This is a genomic window from Sphingomonas sp. NPDC079357 (genome assembly GCF_044901155.1).
Taxonomy (GTDB): domain Bacteria; phylum Pseudomonadota; class Alphaproteobacteria; order Sphingomonadales; family Sphingomonadaceae; genus Sphingomonas.
Genome location: NZ_JBJDOM010000001.1, coordinates 1121899 through 1142838, shown reverse-complemented (window position 1 = coordinate 1142838; position 20940 = coordinate 1121899). Strand labels below are relative to the sequence as shown.

General features: G+C 68.2%; 21 protein-coding genes and 1 tRNA gene. 7 read left to right on the top strand and 15 right to left on the bottom strand.

From position 1 onward, the window contains the following. Positions 1-37: 37 nt before the first annotated feature. Positions 38-517: an Hpt domain-containing protein gene (locus ACI2JO_RS05295; protein ID WP_404719667.1), complete on the top strand. Its 480-nt coding sequence runs from the start codon at positions 38-40 to the stop codon at positions 515-517. A 143-nt stretch (positions 518-660) separates the two neighbouring features. Here ACI2JO_RS05295 and bfr read toward each other — a convergent pair whose 3' ends face one another. The 7 genes from bfr to ACI2JO_RS05260 form a co-directional block, all read right to left on the bottom strand. After that, on the bottom strand, positions 661-1176 hold the full coding sequence (bfr, locus tag ACI2JO_RS05290; protein ID WP_404719666.1) for a bacterioferritin: 516 nt from the start codon (positions 1174-1176) through the stop codon (positions 661-663). Positions 1177-1265: 89 nt separating this feature from the next. After that, complete coding sequence (locus ACI2JO_RS05285; protein WP_028966957.1) at positions 1266-1436, bottom strand: bacterioferritin-associated ferredoxin; 171 nt, start codon at positions 1434-1436, stop codon at positions 1266-1268. 53 nt (positions 1437-1489) lie between these two features. Further along, positions 1490-2671, bottom strand: coding sequence for a DUF418 domain-containing protein (locus ACI2JO_RS05280; protein ID WP_404719665.1), 1182 nt, complete (start codon positions 2669-2671; stop codon positions 1490-1492). A gap of 86 nt (positions 2672-2757) precedes the next feature. Further along, a complete protein-coding gene (purL, locus tag ACI2JO_RS05275) occupies positions 2758-4983 on the bottom strand; it encodes a phosphoribosylformylglycinamidine synthase subunit PurL (protein ID WP_404719664.1) in 2226 nt (741 codons plus the stop codon). 226 nt (positions 4984-5209) lie between these two features. Continuing rightward, positions 5210-6634 (bottom strand): phospholipase D-like domain-containing protein, encoded by a 1425-nt coding sequence (locus ACI2JO_RS05270; protein WP_404719663.1) that lies wholly within the window; start codon positions 6632-6634, stop codon positions 5210-5212. Next, positions 6631-6951, bottom strand: coding sequence for an ArsC/Spx/MgsR family protein (locus tag ACI2JO_RS05265; protein ID WP_404719662.1), 321 nt, complete (start codon positions 6949-6951; stop codon positions 6631-6633). The genes ACI2JO_RS05270 and ACI2JO_RS05265 overlap by 4 nt, the downstream gene beginning before the upstream one ends. Beyond that, positions 6948-8315, bottom strand: a complete 1368-nt coding sequence (locus ACI2JO_RS05260) for an ectonucleotide pyrophosphatase/phosphodiesterase (protein WP_404719661.1) — start codon at positions 8313-8315, stop codon at positions 6948-6950. The genes ACI2JO_RS05265 and ACI2JO_RS05260 overlap by 4 nt, the downstream gene beginning before the upstream one ends. Before the next feature lie 91 nt (positions 8316-8406). On the opposite strand from ACI2JO_RS05260, the gene ACI2JO_RS05255 reads away from it, so the two are divergent. Next, a complete protein-coding gene (locus ACI2JO_RS05255) occupies positions 8407-8664 on the top strand; it encodes a hypothetical protein (RefSeq protein WP_404719660.1) in 258 nt (85 codons plus the stop codon). A gap of 36 nt (positions 8665-8700) precedes the next feature. On the opposite strand, the gene ACI2JO_RS05250 is transcribed toward ACI2JO_RS05255, so the two are convergent. From ACI2JO_RS05250 to ACI2JO_RS05235, 4 genes are all read right to left on the bottom strand, one after another. After that, positions 8701-9657, bottom strand: a complete 957-nt coding sequence (locus tag ACI2JO_RS05250) for a hypothetical protein (protein ID WP_404719659.1) — start codon at positions 9655-9657, stop codon at positions 8701-8703. 276 nt (positions 9658-9933) lie between these two features. Continuing rightward, complete coding sequence (gene ychF / locus ACI2JO_RS05245) at positions 9934-11034, bottom strand: redox-regulated ATPase YchF (RefSeq protein WP_404719658.1); 1101 nt, start codon at positions 11032-11034, stop codon at positions 9934-9936. Positions 11035-11213: 179 nt separating this feature from the next. After that, positions 11214-12515 (bottom strand): Nramp family divalent metal transporter, encoded by a 1302-nt coding sequence (locus ACI2JO_RS05240; RefSeq protein WP_404719657.1) that lies wholly within the window; start codon positions 12513-12515, stop codon positions 11214-11216. A gap of 155 nt (positions 12516-12670) precedes the next feature. Continuing rightward, positions 12671-13561, bottom strand: a complete 891-nt coding sequence (locus tag ACI2JO_RS05235) for an S-methyl-5'-thioadenosine phosphorylase (RefSeq protein ID WP_404719656.1) — start codon at positions 13559-13561, stop codon at positions 12671-12673. Between the two features lie 24 nt (positions 13562-13585). Here ACI2JO_RS05235 and ACI2JO_RS05230 point away from each other — a divergent pair, with 24 nt between their 5' ends. Continuing rightward, positions 13586-14005 (top strand): DUF2147 domain-containing protein, encoded by a 420-nt coding sequence (locus ACI2JO_RS05230; RefSeq protein WP_404719655.1) that lies wholly within the window; start codon positions 13586-13588, stop codon positions 14003-14005. 101 nt (positions 14006-14106) lie between these two features. Here ACI2JO_RS05230 and ACI2JO_RS05225 read toward each other — a convergent pair whose 3' ends face one another. Further along, positions 14107-15054 (bottom strand): GGDEF domain-containing protein, encoded by a 948-nt coding sequence (locus tag ACI2JO_RS05225; RefSeq protein ID WP_404719654.1) that lies wholly within the window; start codon positions 15052-15054, stop codon positions 14107-14109. A 74-nt stretch (positions 15055-15128) separates the two neighbouring features. Beyond that, complete coding sequence (locus tag ACI2JO_RS05220) at positions 15129-15755, bottom strand: DNA-3-methyladenine glycosylase family protein (protein ID WP_404719653.1); 627 nt, start codon at positions 15753-15755, stop codon at positions 15129-15131. 53 nt (positions 15756-15808) lie between these two features. On the opposite strand from ACI2JO_RS05220, the gene ACI2JO_RS05215 reads away from it, so the two are divergent. Then, complete coding sequence (locus ACI2JO_RS05215; protein ID WP_404719652.1) at positions 15809-16126, top strand: 2Fe-2S iron-sulfur cluster-binding protein; 318 nt, start codon at positions 15809-15811, stop codon at positions 16124-16126. Positions 16127-16170: 44 nt separating this feature from the next. Here the strand turns inward: ACI2JO_RS05215 and rlmB are convergent, their stop codons facing one another. Next, positions 16171-16938, bottom strand: a complete 768-nt coding sequence (gene rlmB / locus ACI2JO_RS05210; RefSeq protein WP_404719651.1) for a 23S rRNA (guanosine(2251)-2'-O)-methyltransferase RlmB — start codon at positions 16936-16938, stop codon at positions 16171-16173. 216 nt (positions 16939-17154) lie between these two features. On the opposite strand from rlmB, the gene ACI2JO_RS05205 reads away from it, so the two are divergent. The 3 genes from ACI2JO_RS05205 to ACI2JO_RS05195 all read left to right on the top strand — a co-directional run bounded on the left by ACI2JO_RS05205 (position 17155) and on the right by ACI2JO_RS05195 (position 19799). Next, positions 17155-17240 (top strand) — tRNA-Tyr (locus tag ACI2JO_RS05205). A gap of 145 nt (positions 17241-17385) precedes the next feature. Continuing rightward, positions 17386-18702: an HD-GYP domain-containing protein gene (locus ACI2JO_RS05200; protein ID WP_404719650.1), complete on the top strand. Its 1317-nt coding sequence runs from the start codon at positions 17386-17388 to the stop codon at positions 18700-18702. Continuing rightward, entirely contained in the window at positions 18699-19799 is a 1101-nt protein-coding gene (locus ACI2JO_RS05195; RefSeq protein ID WP_404719649.1) for a GGDEF domain-containing protein, read from the top strand. The genes ACI2JO_RS05200 and ACI2JO_RS05195 overlap by 4 nt, the downstream gene beginning before the upstream one ends. Positions 19800-19994: 195 nt before the next feature. On the opposite strand, the gene dapF is transcribed toward ACI2JO_RS05195, so the two are convergent. Beyond that, entirely contained in the window at positions 19995-20939 is a 945-nt protein-coding gene (gene dapF, locus ACI2JO_RS05190; protein WP_404719648.1) for a diaminopimelate epimerase, read from the bottom strand. Position 20940 lies beyond the last annotated feature (1 nt).

Below are 20940 nucleotides of genomic sequence, written 5' to 3'. Positions count from 1 at the left end.
CCGAGGTGCCGGGAGGCGACGGGAGACGTAGGTGTCGGTGGAAACGAGCAATCTGGTCGACGGTCCGGCGCTGGCGCGTGCCAAGGCCGAACTGGGCACCGGCTTTGCGCGCATCCTTGGCTATTTCCGGGAAGACGGCATCAAGTCGATGACCGCGCTCGAAGAGGCGGTGCGCAAGGCCAATGCGGTGGCGATGGTGATCCCGGCGCATACGCTGAAGGGGGAGGCGCGGCAGTTCGGGGCGCTGGCGCTGGCCATGCTCGCCGAGAAGATCGAGGATCGCGCCCGGCTGTGCATCGAGCATCATGATTCGCCCGAGGCCGCAATCGAGGACGTCGTCGCGCTGCGCCCGGTATTGTTGCAAACGCTGGCGCTGCTGGAACGCGAGACGGGGGTAACGCTGGTCGCGACGCCGCCGGCGACGGTAATGCCCGCGGCGCCGGTCGCACCGGCATTCGTGCCGTCGCTGCCCGGACGCCCGCGCGGCCCCGGCGGGTTCGGGCGCAAGATCGGCTGAGGACGGCGGATCGCCGAGCTTCGACGAGCTCGGCAGGGAAGGTTGGTTCGCTGCCAGCAACAGCTCTCATCATTCCGGATCGGGCCGGGGCAACAGAGGCGGGGCAGCGGCGCTGCGTCAGCAGAACCCGCCGCCCCTCCGCATCAACCCTTCAGATAAGGCGCGGCGCCGCTATCCGGTTTGTCATGCTCGCTGATCGAGTTGAGCTGAATGTAATTGTGGATGCCCATCCGCTCGATCATCTCGAACTGGCGCTCCAGCGTATCGACATGCTCTTCCTCGCTGGCGAGGATGCGCGCAAACAATTCGCGGCTGACGAAGTCCTTCACTTCCTCGCAATACGCGATCGCCGCCTTGAGTTGCGCGACGGCCTCGATCTCCATCGCCAGATCGGCCTTGAGGATTTCCTCGACCGTTTCACCGATCCGCAGCCGGCCGAGCAACTGAAAGTTGGGCAGGCCGTCAAGGAACAGGATGCGCTCCGCCAGCCAGTCGGCGTGCTTCATCTCGTCGATCGATTCATGACGCTCGAACTCGGCGAGCTTGTAGACGCCCCAGTGATCGAAGAGACGGTAATGCAACCAATATTGGTTGATAGCGGTCAACTCGTTCCTGAGTGACTCGTTCAGAAATTCGATGACTTTCGGGTCACCCTTCATTGTGCCTGCCTCCAGTGGAATGGAAGCCGAATACAGGCTTGGATGCTGCGACGAAAGCCTGAAAACTTAAGTGGTGCAAGATGAGAGCGCTACGCAGCCGCACGTTCCTGCTCGATGATCTCGCGAGCGAACGCGACGCACTGCCCGCATTTCGCCTGACGCCCGTAACAGCGATAGGCTTGGCAGGCGGTGGTCGCGCCGGCGCGGGCCGCCTCACGTACCTGACATTCGCGAATCGCATTGCAGACGCAAACGACCATAACCGCTCCTCGTTGTTCCCGGTCGAGTAGCGATAATGCGAATGTGTCGCAAGCTAATTTGCGTCGCGTTCGCAAGAACTGCGACGAAGCGTGATGCGGGTGCCGCGGGCGGCGGATCGCCACAGCCACTCCGCCGGTCCATGCGTGAAGTGCGTCAGCCACCAGCGTGGCCATGCCAGCATCACCGTCCAGGCGGGAAGCACCAGCAGATAGAGCGATGCGCGGTCCCAGCGCGCGAACTGCCCCGCGCCCCAGCCGTAAAAGAGTGCGGTGAAGGCGATGCTGCACGCCAGGTAGTTGCTGAGCGCCACCCGCCCGGCAGCGGCGATGCGGCCCTCACGCGCAGTAAACAGCAGCAACGCGGCATAGCCCGCGACGGCGATCGGGCGGAGCAAGGGCGCGACGACGAAACTGGCGAGCACCACGGTATGCGCGTCAAAGTCACGCGCGATCGTGTGCGCGGCGAGCAGCGCGAAGACCGGAAGCGTCAGGAGCAATGTGCACGCCGCGATTTGCGCGTAGCGGCGACGCGGCCATGCGGCGGTCAGGAAGCCGCTGCGCAGTCCCGCCATGCCGAGCAGCATGTAGGCGAGCGTCTCCGGGCCATTGGCAAGAAAGGCGGTGAACGGCCCGGCTTCCTCGTTCCAGCGCCATGCGACATTGCTGCGCCAGCCGCCACGCATCGCGGTAACCTCGCGCGCGAGGTCGGCGGGGGTGGAGCGGCCGAACACGCGCTCGACCACGGGGCCGAGCCCCGCAATCGCCAGCCCGTTGACGAGCGTGAGCAACAGGCACGCGGCAGCGGCGAACAGCAGCAGCCGCACCGGTGCGGCGCGGAACAGCAGCGCGACGCAGCCGACCAGCGCATACAGGCTTAGGATGTCTCCGCTCCAGACGACATAGAGATGCGCGCACCCGATCACGAACAGCGTTGCCATGCGGCGCAGATGGAGCGTCGTGCCGTTGCCGCCACGCGCGTCGGCGCGGTCGATGACCAGCAGCATCGACGCGCCGAACAGCATCGCGAACAGTCCGCGCATCTTGCCCTCGACGAGCACGAAGGTGATCGCCCAGACGGTGATGTCGGCAGGAGTTTTCCCGCCCCAGGCCGCGGGCGAGAAATAGGCGGCGACCGGAAGTGCGAAGCCGGGCAAATTGGCGATCAGTATGCCAAGCACCGCCGCGCCGCGCAGGTAATCAAGCGCAACGATGCGGGGAGCGGGGGTATCGGTCACCCCGTCATGCTTCCGTCGTCATTCCCGCCTGCGCGGGAATGACGAGTATGAGGGGGGCGGAGAGATCACCTCGTTGGTCCCGTCGTTCAAACGCCCGATACCGCCGCCTCTGCGCCCATCAACGCGGGGAAGAAGCCCTCATGCGCGGCGCGCAGATCGTCGAGCGGCACGCAGAAGTCGCCCCCTGCCAGCTCGAAGATGATCCGCGTCCCGATCGTGCGGCCGAGCGGCTCCGCCTCGACACCGGCGTCGAGCGCGGACTGCAGGAAGTCGAGCAGCGCATGATCGTGGACAGTGACGACGTACACGCCCTGATCCTCGGCGAACAGCGAGGCGGCGGTGTCGTAGGGCAGCGCGCGGTCGATCATCGCGCCGATCCCGCCCGCCAGCGCCATCTCGGCGATCGTCACCGCGATGCCGCCGTCGGACACGTCATGGACCGCGCCGAGATGCCCGGCCGCAATCTGTTCGCGGATGAAGTCGCCGGTGCGGCGCTCCAGATCGAGGTCGACGCGCGGCGGCGGGCCTTCCTCGCGCCCGTGCAACTCGCGCAACCACAACGACTGGCCGAGGTGGCCCGCGCGCGTGCCGACGACGACGATGATATCGCCGGTCTGCTTGAACGCGATCGTCGCGTTCTTCTGCCAGTCCTTGAGCAGCCCGACCCCGCCGATCGCCGGGGTCGGCAAGATCGCCGAGCCGCCGCCGGTCGCCTTCGACTCGTTGTAGAGGCTGACGTTGCCCGACACGATCGGGAAGTCGAGCGCGCGGCACGCCTGCGCCATGCCGTCGAGACAGCCGACGATCTGGCCCATGATCTCCGGGCGCTGCGGATTGGCGAAGTTGAGGCAGTTGGTGATCGCCAGCGGGGTCGCGCCGACCGCGGTCAGGTTGCGCCATGCCTCGGCGACCGCCTGCTTCCCGCCCTCGACCGGGTCGGCGAAGCAATAGCGCGGGGTGCAGTCGGTGGTCATCGCCAGCGCCTTGTTCGTCCCGTGGACGCGCACCACCGCGCTGTCGCCGCCGGGGCGCTGCACGGTGTCGGCACCGACCATGTGGTCGTATTGCTCCCAGATCCAGCGGCGGCTGGCGATGTCGGGCGAGCCCATCAGCGCGAGCAGGTCGGCGGCGGGGTCCTTGCTCTCCGGCACGTCGACCAGCGCCTTGGCCGCCGGGGTCGCGACGTGCGGGCGGTCGTAGAGCGGCGCGTCATCGGCGAGCGGCCCGAGCGGGATGTCGCAGACCGTCTCGCCATTGAATTTCAGCACCATGCGCCCGGTGTCGGTGACGTGCCCGATCACGGCGAAGTCCAGCTCCCACTTCTCGAAGATCGCGCGCGCGAAATCCTCGCGGCCCGGCTTCAGGACCATGAGCATTCGCTCCTGCGATTCGGAGAGCATCATCTCATAGGGGGTCATGCCCTCCTCGCGCTGCGGCACGTCGTCCATGACCAGCTCGATCCCGACGCCGCCCTTCGACGCCATCTCGACCGACGAGGAGGTGAGCCCGGCCGCGCCCATGTCCTGAATCGCGACGATCGCGTCGGAGGCCATCAGTTCGAGGCACGCCTCGATCAGCAGCTTTTCGGTGAAGGGATCGCCGACCTGCACGGTCGGGCGCTTGGCATCGGCATCCTCGCCGAAGTCCGCCGAGGCCATCGTCGCACCGTGGATGCCGTCGCGGCCGGTCTTCGACCCGACGTAGACGATCGGATTGCCGATGCCGGAAGCGGCCGAATAGAAGATCTTGTCGGTTTCGGCGACGCCGACCGTCATCGCGTTGACGAGGATGTTGCCGTCATAGGCCGGGTGGAAATTGACCTCACCCCCTACGGTGGGCACGCCGACGCAATTGCCATAGCCGCCGATCCCGTGGACGACGCCCGAGATCAGGTGGCGCATCTTCGGATGATCGGGCCGCCCGAAACGTAAGGCATTAAGATTGGCCACGGGTCGCGCGCCCATCGTGAACACGTCGCGCAGGATCCCGCCGACCCCGGTCGCCGCACCCTGATAGGGCTCGATGTACGAGGGGTGGTTGTGGCTCTCCATCTTGAAGATCGCCGCCTGCCCGTCGCCGATATCGACCACGCCGGCATTCTCGCCCGGACCGCAGATGACCTGCGGGCCCTCGGTCGGGAGCTTTTTCAGGTGGATGCGGCTCGATTTGTAGCTGCAATGCTCCGACCACATCACCGAGAAGATGCCGAGCTCGACCAGATTGGGCTCGCGGCCGAGCGCACCCAGGACGCGCTCATATTCCTCGGGGGACAGGCCGTGGTCGGCGACGATCTGGGGCGTGATGACGGTCATGCCCGCGCGCATAGCGGGACGGGGGCGAGGATGCCAGATGCGGCGTGGCCGCGGCTGGATGTTGGCGATGTTTGCGCAGATTGAGGGCGCGCGCGGGTGGTGACGAGTCGTCCAATATCGACGCGGTTTTAGGGTAGCAGATGTTGGAGGATCTAGGACAGCGGCTGTTCCGCGCGCCGTCGCGAAGAAGAAGCGGGGCCCCGGATCAAGTCCGGGGCGACGCAAACTACCGTCGCCGCCGCAAGCGCCGGAGCAGTCCACGCTTTTCGAAGCTCTCGAACATCTCGCCCGGCCCTTCCGGGTCGAGCACCTCATTGTCCGCGAGCCATTTCTCGACGCCGTTCAGATCGTCGATCTTATAGGGCACCAACGTCCGGCCCGACCCGCGCAGCGCCTCGATCGTCGCGATCAGCCCGTCGCGCTCGATCCGCGCGGCAACGTCGTCGATGTTGGCGCCGAGGTGCTCGGCGAGCAGGTCGGCGCGGATCGCGGCGATCGTCTCGGGTTCCTCGGTAATCGTCACGTCGCATTCGGTGTCGAGCCGCAGCGAGCGGTTGTTGAAGTTCGACGAGCCGATGCGGATCGCCACCTCATCGATCACCGTCACCTTGGCGTGACAATAAATCGCCTCACCGTTCTCCGTCACCGGATGATAGATGCGAAAGCGTCCGTGGCGGTCACGCTTCTTCAACTCGGCGACCAGCCGCGCGCGCGCGGTGTCCATCGCGACCGGCTCCAGCCAGCCCTGCGCGCTGACCGGATTGATGATGACGATCTCGGGTGGATCGTCCTCGACCAGCCGCTTCGCAATCGCCTCGGCGATCCGGCGTGAGGCGAAATACTGGCTTTCGGCATAGATGCGCTTCGTCGCGCCCGCGATCAGCGCGAGGTACAGCCGCTCGATTTCGAGCACCTTCTCCTGGCGCTCATGCTCGGGCTGGCTGCGCGAGATCGCGACATCGACGTCGGTGAACTGGACCGGCAGGCTCTCGGGCCAGCAATCAGCGCCACGCTCGGGTGACGGCGGGGTGATCGGCGCGCCGCCGGCGATTTCCCAGCGGGCGCGGCACAGCTCACCCAGCGCCTTCGCCACCGGCCCCTGCAACGCGGTGGTGACGTCGTGCCACGGCTTGTAGCGGAAGCCGTTGGGCGAGCGGCGGTGCGGATCATCGTCGCGGTGGTCGCGCGTGTCCCAGCGCTCGTCGGTCATGTCGATCCCGCCGCAAAAGGCGAGGCAATCGTCGATGACGACGATCTTCTGGTGCTGCGAGGCGGCAACCGGGTGATGGCCGTCGAGCTTGAGATGGATGCGCGGCTGGCGGAACCGCCATTTGAGCAAGGTCCACAGCGTCTTGCCGCGCCCAAGCGTCTTCATCGCGCCCTTGTCCCAGCGCAGGATATGGACCTGCAACCCCGGCGTGCGCTTTACCAGCCAGGTGATGAACGCGCCGACATCGGCCGGTGCCTCGGGATGATCGTCATCCCAGGCGAGCCGGATGCGTGCGTCGAAGTCCCAGCCGACCAGCAGGATCTGGTGCTTGGCCTTGAGCATCGCCTGCCGCGCGGCGCGGAAATAATCGTCGGCATCGACGACGGCGGCGGCGCGCGTCGCGCGCGCCACGCGCCAGCGGGTGTCGTCGGGCAGCTTCACAGCAGCTCGCGCACGCGCTCGGGCGGGCGGGCGATCAGCGCGCCTCTCTCGGTTTCCACGAACGGGCGCTCGATCGTGGCGGGATCGCGCGCCATCAGGTCGAGCGCGGCGTCGTCATCGGCGACCGCGCGGGCCTCGGCGCGCAACGCGGCGCGCGGTGCGATCCCGGCGCGCGCGCAGAGCCGCGCCAGTTCGTCGCGCGACGGCGGGCTCTTCAGATAGTCGACGACCGTCACCGCGGCGCCGGCTTCGGTCAGGAGCGCCAGCGCCGCGCGCGATTTCGAGCAGCGCGGGTTGTGGAGGATCGTCGCGTTCATTCGCCAGCGTTTGGCAGGGTGCGGCGCTGCGGTCCAGCGATCAGCACGCTGCGGAACGGCCGGTCGCTGCCGTCCAGCCCCTGGCCGGCGGGCAGCCCGAGCAGATCGCGCAGCAGCGGGGCAACATCGACATTGTCGAAGGTCGGCAGCCGCTTGCCGGCGCGGAACGCCGGGCCATGGGCGATAAACAGCGCGCGCATGTCGGGTGCGTCATTGTCGAAGCCGTGCGCACCGTCCGTTGCCGGCTTCGTCGGCGCGGTCTTGGCAATTTCCCAGGCGCCACCGGGTCCGTCTTCGGCTAGGCACAGGAACGCGGGGATGCGCGGGTTACGGCCATAATGAAAGCGGGCGGGAAGCTCGCCCTTGCGCCAGCATTGCATATGGGGATGCGGGCGGAGCAGCGCGGCGGCAACCGCGGCGTCGCGCCCCGGCAGCGGTTCGAGCGTGGCATAGGGCCCGGCCTCTACCACGCGCGCGTCGGTGGCGGGGACGATCGTGTCGAGCGCGATGGTGCGTCGCGAATCGGTCGGCGCCATGCCGTGATCGGAGACGATGACGAGGTTGGCGGGCTGTCCCAGCCCCGCAAGCTCCGAAATCAGCCGCCCGATCGCCGCATCCGCCCTGGCCACCGCATCCAGCGTGCGTGGATCGCCGGGGCCGAAGCGGTGCCCGGCGGTGTCGACCTCGTCGAAATAAAGCGTCAGGAAGCCCGGCCGCGTTGCGGCAGGGCGACGCAGCCAGTCGATGACGCTGTCGACACGCTGGCGATCGTCGACCGCTTCGCCATACTGCTGCCAGTCGCGCGGGCGCGTGCCGCCGATCGTCTCGTGCGGCCATTCCCTGGCCATCGTCGCGCCCCAGGCGACGCTGGCGCCCGGCCAGAACATCGTGCCCGTGCGGATGCCGGCGCGCTCGGCCGTCACCCAGATCGGCTCGGCGGTGTTCCACCAGAACGGATCGTCGGTGGCCATGGTGAAGATTTCACCCGGCCGCGTGGCATCCTCCATGCTGTTCGCCACAATCCCGTGGCGATCGGGGACCAGCCCGGTGACGAGTGTCCAGTGATTCGGAAAGGTCTTCGAGGGGAAGGACGGGCGCATCGCGGCGCTGACCCCCGTCGCGGCGAGCCGCGACAGGTTGGGCGTAACCCCGCGCGTCAGGTAATCGGGACGAAAGCCGTCGATCGAGATCAGGATCGTCACCGGCGCGCGCTGCTCGCTGGCGGCCATGCCGGCGGGGGCGGCGGGGACGGCCTGGCCAGCCGGCGGGGCGGGGTGAGTGACCGGCGGCAACGCGGGCGGATCATGGCGATAAGCACAGGCAGACAGTGCCGTCAGCGTGGCGATCAGGGGAACGCGGAACATCATGCGCGGGCCTTACGCCCGTGATCTTGCAGAACAAAGACCTGTCGAAGCTGTCGCGGAACGGGCGCGCGGGTTCATGCTTTGTGATCACATGATCCGTGTGCTGCTGCCCGTATTGTGCCTTTCGGTCGCGGCCTGCGGCAAAGGCGATGATGAAAAGACGCCACCGCCCGCGCCGCTCCCGACCGCCACCGCGCCCGCCCCGCGCACCCCGGTCATGCAGATCACCCCTGCGCCCGGCGCGACGCCCGGCTGGTTGGCGCCGCGTCCGCATGAAGGCGCGCCGGTGCGCGCGCCTTATGGTGGCACGCTCGACCGTTCGGTGGTCGAACAGGGCAAAGGCCGGTAACGCCGGTCCGCCGCGGGCGGCGAACCGGCGTCCGCATCAATTCCCCGCCGCGCCGGTTGTGCTGACCACCAATGTCGCGCCGGTCGCGTTCCTCGCCTGCAGGTGCAGGAGCAGCCCGATCTCGCTCGCTTTGGGACCGAACAGTGCCCATGTTCCTTTCGACGAAGAGTCGGGCACATAGCTGCCGCCCGAGGGCACGACGGCCCCTTTTCCCTTTGCGTCGATCACAGCGTCCAGGGTCAGCAAGGTCACGTCTGCGCTGCCATCCGGGGGTGTGCCGATCAGCACCAGATGGCCGGTCATGACGCCGGTCGAGAAATCGATGCTGATCGCCATCCGGCTATGGCCGAGTGTATAGACGTTCCTGTGCCCGTCGACCGTGACCTCCGCGGCACCGTCGATGGTCGTCCGCGTGAACGTGACGGTTCCCGTCGTCGGCACGTCGGTCGGGAGCGTCTGGATGCCGGTAAGAAAGTTGGCGACAAACGGCTCGCCATTCTCGGTCGCGCCGAGATGCATGAAGCGCAGGAAGTCGAAACCGCGGCCGCCCGCGCCTGGCTGTATCACGCGCCATTCCTGATTGTCCGCCGTTCGGTAGATGGTGGCGCTATCGGTCGACTGGGATGCGACGATATCCGTGGCGGCGAAGGTCCGGCTCGTCTGCCCGAGCGTCACGCCATAGCTTCGGTCCGTGGCGTTGTAGCGTAATACCGAACCGTTTCGCATGTCGTTGAAGGCGATCAGCGACATCGTCCCGGCGTTGCGATACGCCGCGTCCGCACTGGCCAGCGACACCTCGCCGGATAGATTGACGTAAGGCGTATAGCTGGCGGCAGGCGTCGGGGTTGGGGCCGGTGTCGGGGTTGGCGTTGGCGTTGGTGTTGGCGTGGGGCTCGGCGCCGGGCTGGCCGGCGGCGTCGGCCTCTCGCCGGCGTCCGGTCCGCACGCGCTCAGCAACAGCAGCGGTGTCAGCATCAGGGGTAATGCCCGCATCTTCGTCTCTCGTCTCAACAGGAGCCCGGTGCGATCGTCGACCGACATCGGGTGCTGCCCCGGATAACAGCCCGCCTGACGCTGACTATTGTCGAGATGACCCGATGCGGAGAAATCGGGCGCGGCCATGCGGCGAAGAGCCGCGACAATATCTGTGCGGCGGGATACGTCGAAGCTGCAAATAAGAAAGGTGTAATCGACTTAGAAGGTAAGTGGTATGTTAGGGATTACGCCGGTGCCGACGGCGATCACTTTAGGATCGCCGCCGAATTTTCGTCAGACATTGAAGCGGAACAGCAGGACGTCGCCGTCGTGGACGACATATTCCTTGCCTTCCTGACGCAGCTTGCCCGCCTCGCGCGCGCCGGCCTCGCCGTTGCAGGCAACGTAATCGTCGAACGCGATCGTCTCGGCGCGGATGAAGCCGCGCTCGAAATCGGAGTGGATCGCGCCCGCCGCCTGCGGCGCCTTCGACCCGGCCTCGATCGTCCACGCCCGCGCTTCCTTCGGGCCGACGGTAAAGAAGGTCAGCAGGTGCAGCAGCTCGTACCCGGCGCGGATCACGCGCGCGAGCCCGGTTTCCTCCAGCCCCAGCTCGGCGAGGAACTCGCCGCGATCCTCGTGCGGCATCGTCGCGATCTCGGCCTCGATCGCCGCGGAGACGACCACCGCCTGCGCGCCCTCGGCGGCGGCCTTGTCGAACACCTTCCGCGACAGCGCATTGCCGTTCGCGGCATCCTCCTCGTTGACGTTGCAGACGTAGAGGACCGGCTTGGCGGTGAGCAACTGCGCCTGATCGAGCACGCGCTTCTCGTCCGCGTCGTTGGTTTCGGTCAGCCGCGCGGGCTTGCCGTCGCGGAGCAGGTCGAGCGCGCGGCCCAGCACCAGCGCGCCGAGCTTGGCTTCCTTGTCGCCCTGCTGGCCCTTCTTGGCCAGATTGGGGACGCGCTTTTCCAGGCTTTCGAGGTCGGAGAGCATCAGCTCGGTCTCGACCGTCTCGGCATCGGCGATCGGATCGACGCGATTGTCGACATGCTGGATGTCGTCATTCTCGAAGCAGCGCAGGACGTGGACGATTGCATCGACCTCGCGGATGTTGCCGAGGAACTGGTTGCCGAGCCCTTCGCCCTTGCTCGCGCCGCGCACCAGACCGGCGATGTCGACGAAGCCGAGCTGCGTCTCGATGATCTTGGCCGAGCCGGAAATCGCCGCCAGCTTCGCCAGCCGCGGGTCGGGGACGCCGACGTTGCCGACGTTCGGCTCGATCGTGCAGAACGGGTAATTCGCCGCCTGCGCCGCGGCCGTCTCGGTCAGCGCGTTGAAGAGAGTGGACTTGCCGACGTTGGGCAGGCCCACGATGCCGCAGCGGAAACCCATGGGGAAAACCTGTGTGATGAGGAAAGCGCGCCAGATAGGCCAAGGGCGTGGCCGTGGCTAGGGGGCGGTTTCCTGCATCAAGCGTGGCGGCCAACACCTCCGTTCGTCCTGAGCTTGTCGAAGGGCGTGTTGTGGGGCACGTGCTTCGACAGGCTCAGCACGAACGGGGTGAAGGGGGATTACCCCACCGCCATCCCCCACAGCAGATAGCCGTTGAGCATCACGATCACCGCCGCGATCACCCACGCCAGCGCCGCCAGCCAGCGCGGCGCGGCGAACGCGCCCATCAGCCGCCGGTTCGAGGTGTAGAGCACCAGCGGGATCACCGCGAACGGCAGTTGCAGGCTCAGTACCACCTGGCTCAGCACGAGCAGGTCGGTCGCGCCGCGGTCGCCCGTCGAGGCGACGACCGCCACCGCGGGCACGATCGCGATCGCGCGCGTGATCAGCCGCCGCAGCCACGGCGCGAGCCGGATATCGAGGAACCCCTCCATCACGATCTGCCCCGCAAGCGTGCCGGTAACGGTCGAGTTTTGCCCGCTGGCGAGCAGCGCGACCGCGAACAGCACGCTCGCCGCGCCGACCCCGAGCATCGGCGCGAGCAGCCGGTGCGCATCCTCGATCTCGGCGACCTCGAACCGCCCGGCGCTGTGGAACGCCGCCGCCGCCAACATCAGGATCGCGGCGTTGATGAAGAAGGCGAGCCCGAGCGCGACGGTCGAATCGATCGTTGCCAGCTTCAGCGCTTCGTGCCGGTCCGTCTCGTCATCGCCATAGGCGCGCGTCTGGACGATCGAGGAATGCAGGTAGAGGTTGTGCGGCATCACGGTCGCGCCGAGGATGCCGATTGCGATATAGAGCATCGCGGGGTTGCGGACGATCTCTGGCGAGGGGACCAGCCCCGCCGCCGCCGCGCTCCAGTCCGGGCGCGCCCAGAACAGCTCGAATGCGAAGCACCCGGCGATGATGATCAGCAGCGCGGCGATGAACGCCTCCAGCCGCCGGAAGCCATAGCGCTGGAGCGCGAGGATCAGGAACACGTCGAGCGCGGTGACGAGCACGCCGTAGATTAATGGCATCCCGAACAGCAGCTTGAGCGCGATCGCGGTGCCGAGCACCTCGGCCAGATCGCAGGCGATGATCGCGATCTCGGCGAGCGCCCACAGCAGCCACGACACCGGCCGCGACGATTGGCGGCGGCACGCCTGCGCCAGATCGAGCCCCGCGCCGACTCCCAGCCGCGCCGACAAGGATTGCAGCACGATCGCCATCAGGTTCGACAGCAGCACGACGCTGAGCAACGTATAGCCGAACGCCGAGCCGCCGGCGATGTCGGTCGCCCAATTGCCCGGGTCCATGTAGCCGACCGCGACCAGCCAGCCGGGGCCGACGAACGCCAGCAGCTTGCGCCAGAAGCCCGCGCCCTTGGGCACGGGCACGGAGGCGAAGCTGTCGCCGAGCGAGCGGGTGGTGTGCGTCATGCGCGGGGAGGAATGCGGGAGAAGCGCGACGGTTTCAACCGTCGGGGGCGATCCAACCCCCGGGTTCCGTCATTGCGAGCGTAGCGAAGCAATCCAGGGCGTTCTGGTCCGGCTCTGGATTGCTTCGCTGCGCTCGCAATGACGATCGGCATGCATCATCCGTTTGCATCCGAGGCCAGCCCCAGCGCGCGCGCCACGATCGCCGCGTTACGCGCGACCAGCTCAGGATCGCGCTGCGCCGGCGCGGTCATGATCGCGCCGTCCAGTGCGGTGTCGATCGGCGATGGCGTGCGCTCTGCGGGGAGGTGTCGCAGCAGATGCGCCACCGCCGCGCGCGCGATCCGGCCGTTGGCGGCCATCTGGGCGACGATCTCGGCGACGTCGACCGCGGCGCGGTCGTCGCGCCAGCAATCGTCATCGGTGACCATCCCAATCAAGGCATAAGGCAGTTCCGCCTCGCGCGCGAGGCGCGCCTCGGGCATCGCCGTCATGCCGATCACGTCGCAGCCCCAGTCGCGATAGAGGCGGCTTTCGGCGCGGGTCGAGAATTGCGGTCCTTCCATCGCCAGGTAGGTCGCGCGCTCGGCGACGCGTCCGCCCGCGGCGCTGATTGCCGCGGCCGCGAACGCGCCCAGCCGTTCGCAGGTCGGATCGGCGAGCGAGACATGCGCGACCAGCCCGCTGCCGAAGAATGATGCCGCGCGCTGGACCGTGCGGTCGACGAACTGGTCGACGAGCGCGAACGTGCCCGGCGGGAGCTCTTCACGCAGCGACCCGACCGAGGAGATCGCGAGCAGGTCGGTGCAGCCCGCGCGCTTGAGCGCGTCGATATTGGCGCGCACCGGAATGTCACCGGGCAGATGGACGTGTCCGCGGCCGTGGCGCGGGAGGAAGCGGATCGCGACATCGCCGACGCGTCCGAACAGGATCTGGTCGCTGGGGGTGCCCCAGGGCGTGTCGACACTGCGCCACTCGGCGTCCTCCAGCCCGTCGATCGCGTAGAGGCCGGAGCCGCCGATGATCCCGATGGTCCATTGCGTGTTCATCATTGATCTCCGATAGTTCCGGCCATGCGTATCATGCTCCCCGCCGCGCTTGCGCTGCTCGCCGCCGCTGTCCCCGCGACCGCCTTCGCCGCCACCCCGATCGCCGGACGCTACGTCACCGAGGATGGTGCGGGCGTCATCACGGTCGGCCCGTGCGGCAGTGCGACCTGCGGCAAGCTGACGACGATCCTCAAGAAGCGCCCCGGCGCCCCGGATACCGACGTCAACAACAAGGACGCGAGCCTGCGCAAACGTCCCGTTCTGGGAATGGCGATCCTGTCGGAGTTCACGGACGCGGGCAAGGACTGGCGCGGCAAGATCTACGATCCGCGCAACGGCAAGACCTACAAGTCGATCGTGGCGAAGAACGCTGACGGTACGCTGGCGGTGAAGGGCTGCATCGCCTTCTTCTGCCAGACCCAGACGTGGCGCCCGGCGAAGTAAGGAACATCTCCTCTCCTGCAGGGGGGGGGGATAGGGCGGTTGCGTGCGCCCGGCGCGCGCCGCCCCAACTGCTCCCCTCAAGGGGAGGGGCGTACGTCGCTTCACCCCTCGATCTGATTCCCGCCGTGGCTGGCCGCCAGCGCGGCGTTGGCGCGTGCGGCGATCAGCGAGCTTTCCTGACCGCCGGCCGCGCCGGTCGCAATGCCCGCGGAGGCGGTGACGGTGCCGATCGGCTCGCCCGAGCCGCGCAGCCGCAGCCGTCGCGCCGCGAAGGACGACAGCGCCTGATCGGTCAGCAGCCGCGCGGCGGCGATCGGCAAGCCACGCGTGATGAAGACGAATTCATTGCCGCTCCAGCGGATCAGTTCCTCGTCGGCAAAGGTCTGCTGCAAGGTCGCGGCAAAGGCGTTGAGGACATTGTCGCCCACGGCGCGGCCGTAACGGTCGTTGATCGCGTCCAGCGCGTCGACACTGAACGCCAGCACCAGATGCGCGTCGCCCCCCGCACCGGCGCGCGCCATCACGTCGCGGGCGCCGGCACGATTCAGCGCCTGGGTCAGATCGTCGCGATCGCTGTCCTCCGGCGGCGGCACGGGCACGATATTGTCGCGTAACCGAAGCACTTCGCTGCGCAAGGCGGCGAGTTCGCGCTCGGCGTCCGACAAGCGATCAATGATGGCGGTACCGAGCGGCAGGTCGCTTCCCTCCGCGCCGACGATCGCGCCCATGTCGCGGCCCAGCGCCTCGGTCAGGTCATGCGCATCGCTGGTCAGCGTGCCGAGTTCCTGCGCCTGGCGCATCACGGTGCGCTCACGGCGATCGAGCGTCTGCTCGCGCGGCGGGGAGAGATAGGTTTCGACCAGCGACTGGACGCTGGCCGCGGTCAGCCGCAGCCCGCCGTCGGTCTGCGCCGCGACCGCCTCTGCAAGTTTCGATCCCGGCGCCCCGATCACGGCCAGCGCGAATTCGTAGTGCGACGGTGACGGATCGAGCTGATGAAGTTCGAGGAAGTTGAGCGCGCCGCGCGCGCGGTCGAACGGTGTTCTCATCGCCCCTTCTTCCGCTGCCGGTGCGTCGCCCCTCTATTCGGCAGCATCGTTAAATACGCGTGAACGGCTCGACATTATACCGGTGCGGCGTCCGCGCCCGCGCCATAATGGTGCCAGGTGAAGATCGCCGCCGCGCCGCGATACGGCCGCCACGGCTCGGCCAGCTCGCGGGTCAGCTTCTCGCTCGGGCGTTCGGGGTGGCCGAGGATGCGCCCCGTTTCAATCTGCACCGCCAGGTCGCCCGCCGGCCAGATGTCGGGGCGGCCCTCGGCGAACAGCAGATACACCTCCGCCGACCAGCGTCCGATGCCCTTGACGCGAATGAGGTGCGCGATCGCTTCCTCGTCATCGGCGGGCAGGTTGCCGAGATCGAGCCGTCCGCTCAGCACCTCGTCGGCAAGGCTGCGCGCGTAACCGGCCTTCTGGCGCGAGAAGCCGCAGGCGCGGAGCATGTCGTCGTCGAGCTTCGCGAGCACCGCCGGGTCGGTCGGGTCGCCCAGCGCCTCCAGCTTTCGCCACACCGCATCGGCGGCCTTCACGCTCACCTGCTGGCCGAGGATCGTCCGCAACAAGGTGGCATAGCCGCGCGCGCGGATGCGCGGGGCAGGATAGCCGACCCGCGCCAGCGCCGCGGCGAAGGCGGGTTCGCGGGCGGCGAGCGCGTCGAGCCCGGCGTTGAGGTCGGCGGCGCTCAGCCCCATTGCGCAGGCCCGGGCTTGCCGCCATGGGCGGGGCGTTCATCGGTGGAGTTCATATGGCCAAGCTTATCGTCGAGACCCGCAACGGGGAAGAACGCGAACTCGAAGGACAGGCGGGTTTTTCGGTGATGGAAGTGATCCGCGACGGCGGCATCGACGAGGTGCTGGCGCTGTGCGGCGGCTGTTGCAGCTGCGCGACCTGCCACGTCCATGTCGACCCCGCCTTCGCCGACCGGCTGCCGCCGATGAGCGAGGACGAGAACGACCTGCTCGACGCGGCCTCGGATCGCGACGCCACCTCGCGGCTGTCGTGCCAGATCGAGTTCGGCCCGGCGCTCGACGGCCTGCACGTGCGCATCGCCGCAGAGGATTGAGCCCGATCCGTCATCCCCGCCGGGGCGGGGATGACGGACGAACGTCAGCGCACCGTCACCGCATAAAGCGCGATCGCCGCGGCGTTCGAGACGTTCAGGCTCTCGACCTTGCCCGAGATCGGCAGCTTCGCCAGCTCGTCGCAATGCGTCTCGGTGTTCTGGCGCATCCCTTCGCCCTCCGCGCCCAGGACGATCGCGATGCGGCGGCTGGGGCCGATGTCGGCGAGCGATTGCGGCAAGGTCTGCGTCGCATGGCCGGTCAGCCCGATCCGCCAGCTTCCCGCCTCGGCCATTTCCTCCAGCGCGCGCGCCAGATTGACGACGCGTACCCACGGCACCGTCTCCAGCGCCCCGCTCGCCGCGCGCGCCAGTGCGCCCGACTCCGGCGGCGCGTGGCGATCCTGCGTAATGATGCCGAGCGCGTCGAACGCCGCCGCCGAGCGCAGGATCGCGCCGACATTGTGCGGATCGGTCACCTGATCGAGCACCACCAGCGGGCGCGGACGCTCGGGATCGTCGGTGCCCCCCTGTTCGAGCAGATCGCCGAGCCACACGTCCTCGAGCGGATCGACCTCCGCCACCAGCCCCTGATGCGGCGCGTCGGACGGGACCAGCCGGCCGAGATCGGCGACATCGGCGAAGACCACCGGCAGCACCGGCGGCAGGTTCAGCGACGACAGCGCCTCGCGCGTGCCCCAGATCTTGCGCACTGTCCGTTCGGGGTTGGCGAGCGCGGCGGTGACGGCGTGGCGACCCCACAGCCGGGGACGGTTGCCCTGCGTCTGGCTCGGGCGATGGCCGCGGCGCGCCATCAGCGGTGGCCCGTGCGGAGCAGGACGGCGATCGGAGAAAGGCGCATGACGGGTCGTATCCGTGATTGTCGGTAAAGCGATGAATGGCCGCGGACGCTATGCGCCGCGCGGGGCGGGCGCAACCGTCCAGCAAATTGTTGCGGCATCGCGACACAGGCGTTGACAGGCCGTCGATGCGCGGGCATTGGGCCCCCTCGCTTTGACAGCGCCGCTCGTGGAAGGGTGGCCGAGTGGTTAAAGGCAGCAGACTGTAAATCTGCCCACGCAAGTGTACGCTGGTTCGAATCCAGCCCCTTCCACCATCCGCAGTCGCATCGGCTGCGCCCGCCCCGGCCGCGATCGCGATGATCCGTTACCTCCCCCGGCGAAGTCCGGTTCGGCGCGTTTATGCGGCGATGGTCCCGCAGTGGCCTGATTTTTTCGTCGTCCACACCGGTCCTTAATAACATGTGCTGCAAAGCAGTGCCGCTCAGGGGGGTGCGGATCACGGTGCTGGTAACGATCAAGACGGAGGATGCGCGACTCGGCATGTACGTCCACGCCGTCGCCGGCGGGTGGATGACCAGCCCGTTCTGGCGCCGGCACTTCGTGCTTGAGAAACCTGCCGACCTGCAAAAGCTGCGCGAGGGCGGCATCGCGGAGATCGTGATCGATCTGTCGAAGGGCGCTGGTCCTGCCGCCGCTCCGCTGCAGCCGGCCGCCGCACCGGCCACCGCCGGTGAGGATCGGGACGTCACCAGCCCAGTCGCGGAGCCGTCCGCGCCCGTGCGCCGCCGTCGTGCCGCGCTCACGCCGGAAGAGCGCGCGCAGGCGGTGGTCGACGCGTCGAAGGTCATCGTGCAGTCGATGTTCGACGAGGTGCGGCTGGGGCGGGCGATCGACGTTCAGGCGCTGACGCCGGTGACGGAGCAGATCGTCGCGTCGGTGACGCGCGACGCCGCCGCGATGCTGAATGTCACGCGGCTGAAGACGAAGGACGAATATACCTATGTCCATTCGATCGCCGTCGCCGCGCTGCTGATCCATTTCGCCCGCACGCTCAACCTGCCCGAGGACGAGGTGAGCGCATTGGGGCTCGCCGGGCTGCTCCACGATATCGGGAAGATGGCGGTGCCCAAGGCGCTGCTCGACAAGCCGGGCAAGCTGGAGCCGCCGGAGATGGCGGTGCTGCGTCATCATCCCGAAAAGGGCCACGCGCTGCTGAGCGCGGGGGGCGGGCTGCCCGCGGTCGCCCTCGACGTCTGCCTCCACCATCACGAGCGATATGACGGGCGCGGCTATCCCAAAGGATTGCGCGGCGAGCAATTGTCGCTGGCGGCGCGGATGAGTTCGATCTGCGACGTCTATGATGCGGTCACGTCACAGCGCCCCTACAAGCGCCCGTGGTCGCCCAGCGAGGCACTGTCGCGGATGCGGTCGTGGAACGGGCATTTCGACACCGAGCTGCTGGACCGCTTCATCGAAAGCATCGGCATCCACCCGGTCGGTGCGCTGGTCCGGCTCCAATCGAGCCGGCTGGCGCTCGTGATCGCGGGTGACGATGCCGAGCCTACCCAGCCGCGCGTTCGCGTCTTCTATGACATCCCGGCGCAGCGCTTCATCGCCGCGCACGATCTGACCGCGACGGTCACGGTCGATCCGATCCACCGCGGCGAATCCGGCCAGCGCTGGTTCGGCGAGCGCTGGGAGACGCTGGCGGCCGACATCCTGGCAGGGCAATTCGGCCCGCCGCAACAAGCCATGTCGAAGGGAGTCCTGTCGTGAACGCGTCGTCCTCGATCCCCGTGGCGGCGCGGCGCCGCCGTCGCGTGCTGGGCTGGTTCGGTGCCGACGAGAACGCAACGGCTCCCGCACCCGCGCTGTCGCCGGGCACCGTCGCGCAACAGCGCGCCACGATGTTCCGCCGCTTGTTCGACGACATCGGCACGATGATCTTTTCGCATGCGCTGACCCCGTCTCCCTGCGCTTACGGCGTGCTCCATGCCTATGTCTCGGGAGACGATCCGAAGACGAGCGCGGCGGTCGCGGAACAGTTGCGCGACGGGGAGGGGCTGACCGACGCCGCCATCGCGCGGATCGCGGCGCGTGATGACGAGGCGCAAGCCGGCGCGCTCCGCCGGATCGCCGACGCGCTGGAGGAGCGGATCGGCGACTGCCTCGCAGCGGTCGGCGAATCGCGGGGCACCGCGGAGACGTTCGGCAACGCGCTGCATATCGAGGCGGGTAGGCTGAGCAGCGATCCCAAGGGAACCATCGCGCGCATCATCGGACTGACCGAGGCGGCCGTCGAGGCGGCGCGGCTGGTCGAGGGGCAATTGCAACGCGCCCGAGAGGAAGCCGATGCGCTGCGCAACGATCTGCATCGCGCCCGTCAGGCGGCCGAGCACGATCACCTCACCGGGCTTCCCAATCGCCGCAACTTCGAGCAGCGGCTGCGCGAGGCCAGCGCCGCCGCGGGCGAGGGCAGCGCCATTGTCGCGCTGATCGACATCGACGACTTCAAGCAGGTCAACGATCGCTTCGGACACCCGGCGGGCGATCGCGTGCTGAAGTTCGTCGCCGCCTTCATGCGCGCCGGCCTGCCGCGCGACGTCGTGCTCGCGCGCTACGGGGGCGAGGAATTCGCGTTGCTGTTCATCGGCGTGGCGCTCCAGGAGGCGGTCGCGGCGCTCGACAAGGTACGCGAACGCCTGTCGCAGCGTTCGCTGGTGCATCAGGACAGCGGCGAGTCGATTGGGCACATCACCTTCTCGGCGGGGGTGGCCAAGGTCGGCGGCGAGGATGCCCTGACCGCCGCCGACCTTGCACTTTACGCGGCCAAGAACCGCGGCAAGAATCAGGTGGCGCGCGCCGATGCGTGAGTGCCCGAACCCCGCCAGCCCCAGGGCCGCCGCACCACCGATCGTTTGAGGCTCCGGCCCTCGCAGGAGCATGGCTTCAGGAAGGCCCGCTCAGGCACCTTCGCCACGGTCCCGATCCGTGCCGTTTCGACGCACGTACCAGTGTTCGGCTGGACACGCCGACGACGCTCTTGCGCGCTCCCGGCCCCGATCCGTCTAGCGCGCGCCGTCAGCAACCCGCGCCCAGGCAGCGATCTCCGCGTCATAATGCCGCAGCACGCGCAGGTCGCCCGCGCGTGCCTGCGCGAGGTCGACTTCCACCACGCCATCCCACTCCCACGTCGCATTGCCATGCAGCGTCACCATCGCCGCCTCGGTCGCGCGTGCGCGCACCAGTCCGCCACGGTTGAGCACCGTCACGTCATGATCGTAGGCGATACGCCCGGTCAGGCAGGCGGCGAAGGTGGACGCCGCCATCGCGCTGCCGCAGCTGTCGGTCAGCCCGACGCCGCGCTCGAACGTGCGCACGAACAGCGTATCGGCATCGCGCACCTCGACGAACGAGACATTGGCGCGGTTGGGCAGCCAAACGGGCGCGGCTTCGCAGATCTGCCCGATCACGACGAGTTCCGCCTCGTCGATCCTCTCCACGAACGCCACCAGATGCGGATTCGGCATCGCCACCGCCGTGAAGCGGCGATCGCCCGGAAGCATGGCGAGCGGCGTGTCGACCAGCCGCTCGCCCGCGCCCGTGAGCGGCCAGTGCGCGAGGTCGAGCAGCGCGGGCCCGGCGGTTTCCTCAACCGTATAGACCGCGGTGGCGAGCGGTGCGGCGTGCGCGACGGCGGCGTGGCTGGTCTTCAGGCGCGCGGTGGCGTGGTCGATACCGAGCGACGCGAACCCGGCACGCGCGACGCAGCGCAGGCCGTTGAGACACGTTTCCGCCTCCGACCCGTCACTGTTGAACATCCGCATCCCGAACGCCGCCTGCGCGTCGCCACCGGTCAGTACCAGCAGCCCGTCGCCGCCCACCGGCCCGCTGCGATCGGCCAGCGCGCGCGCCAGTTGCGCCCATTCCGGCTCCGACAGCGTCAGCGTGCGCCCGTCGACCAGTGGAAAGTCGTTGCCCGAGCCGTGGCATTTGGTGAAGCGGATTTCCATC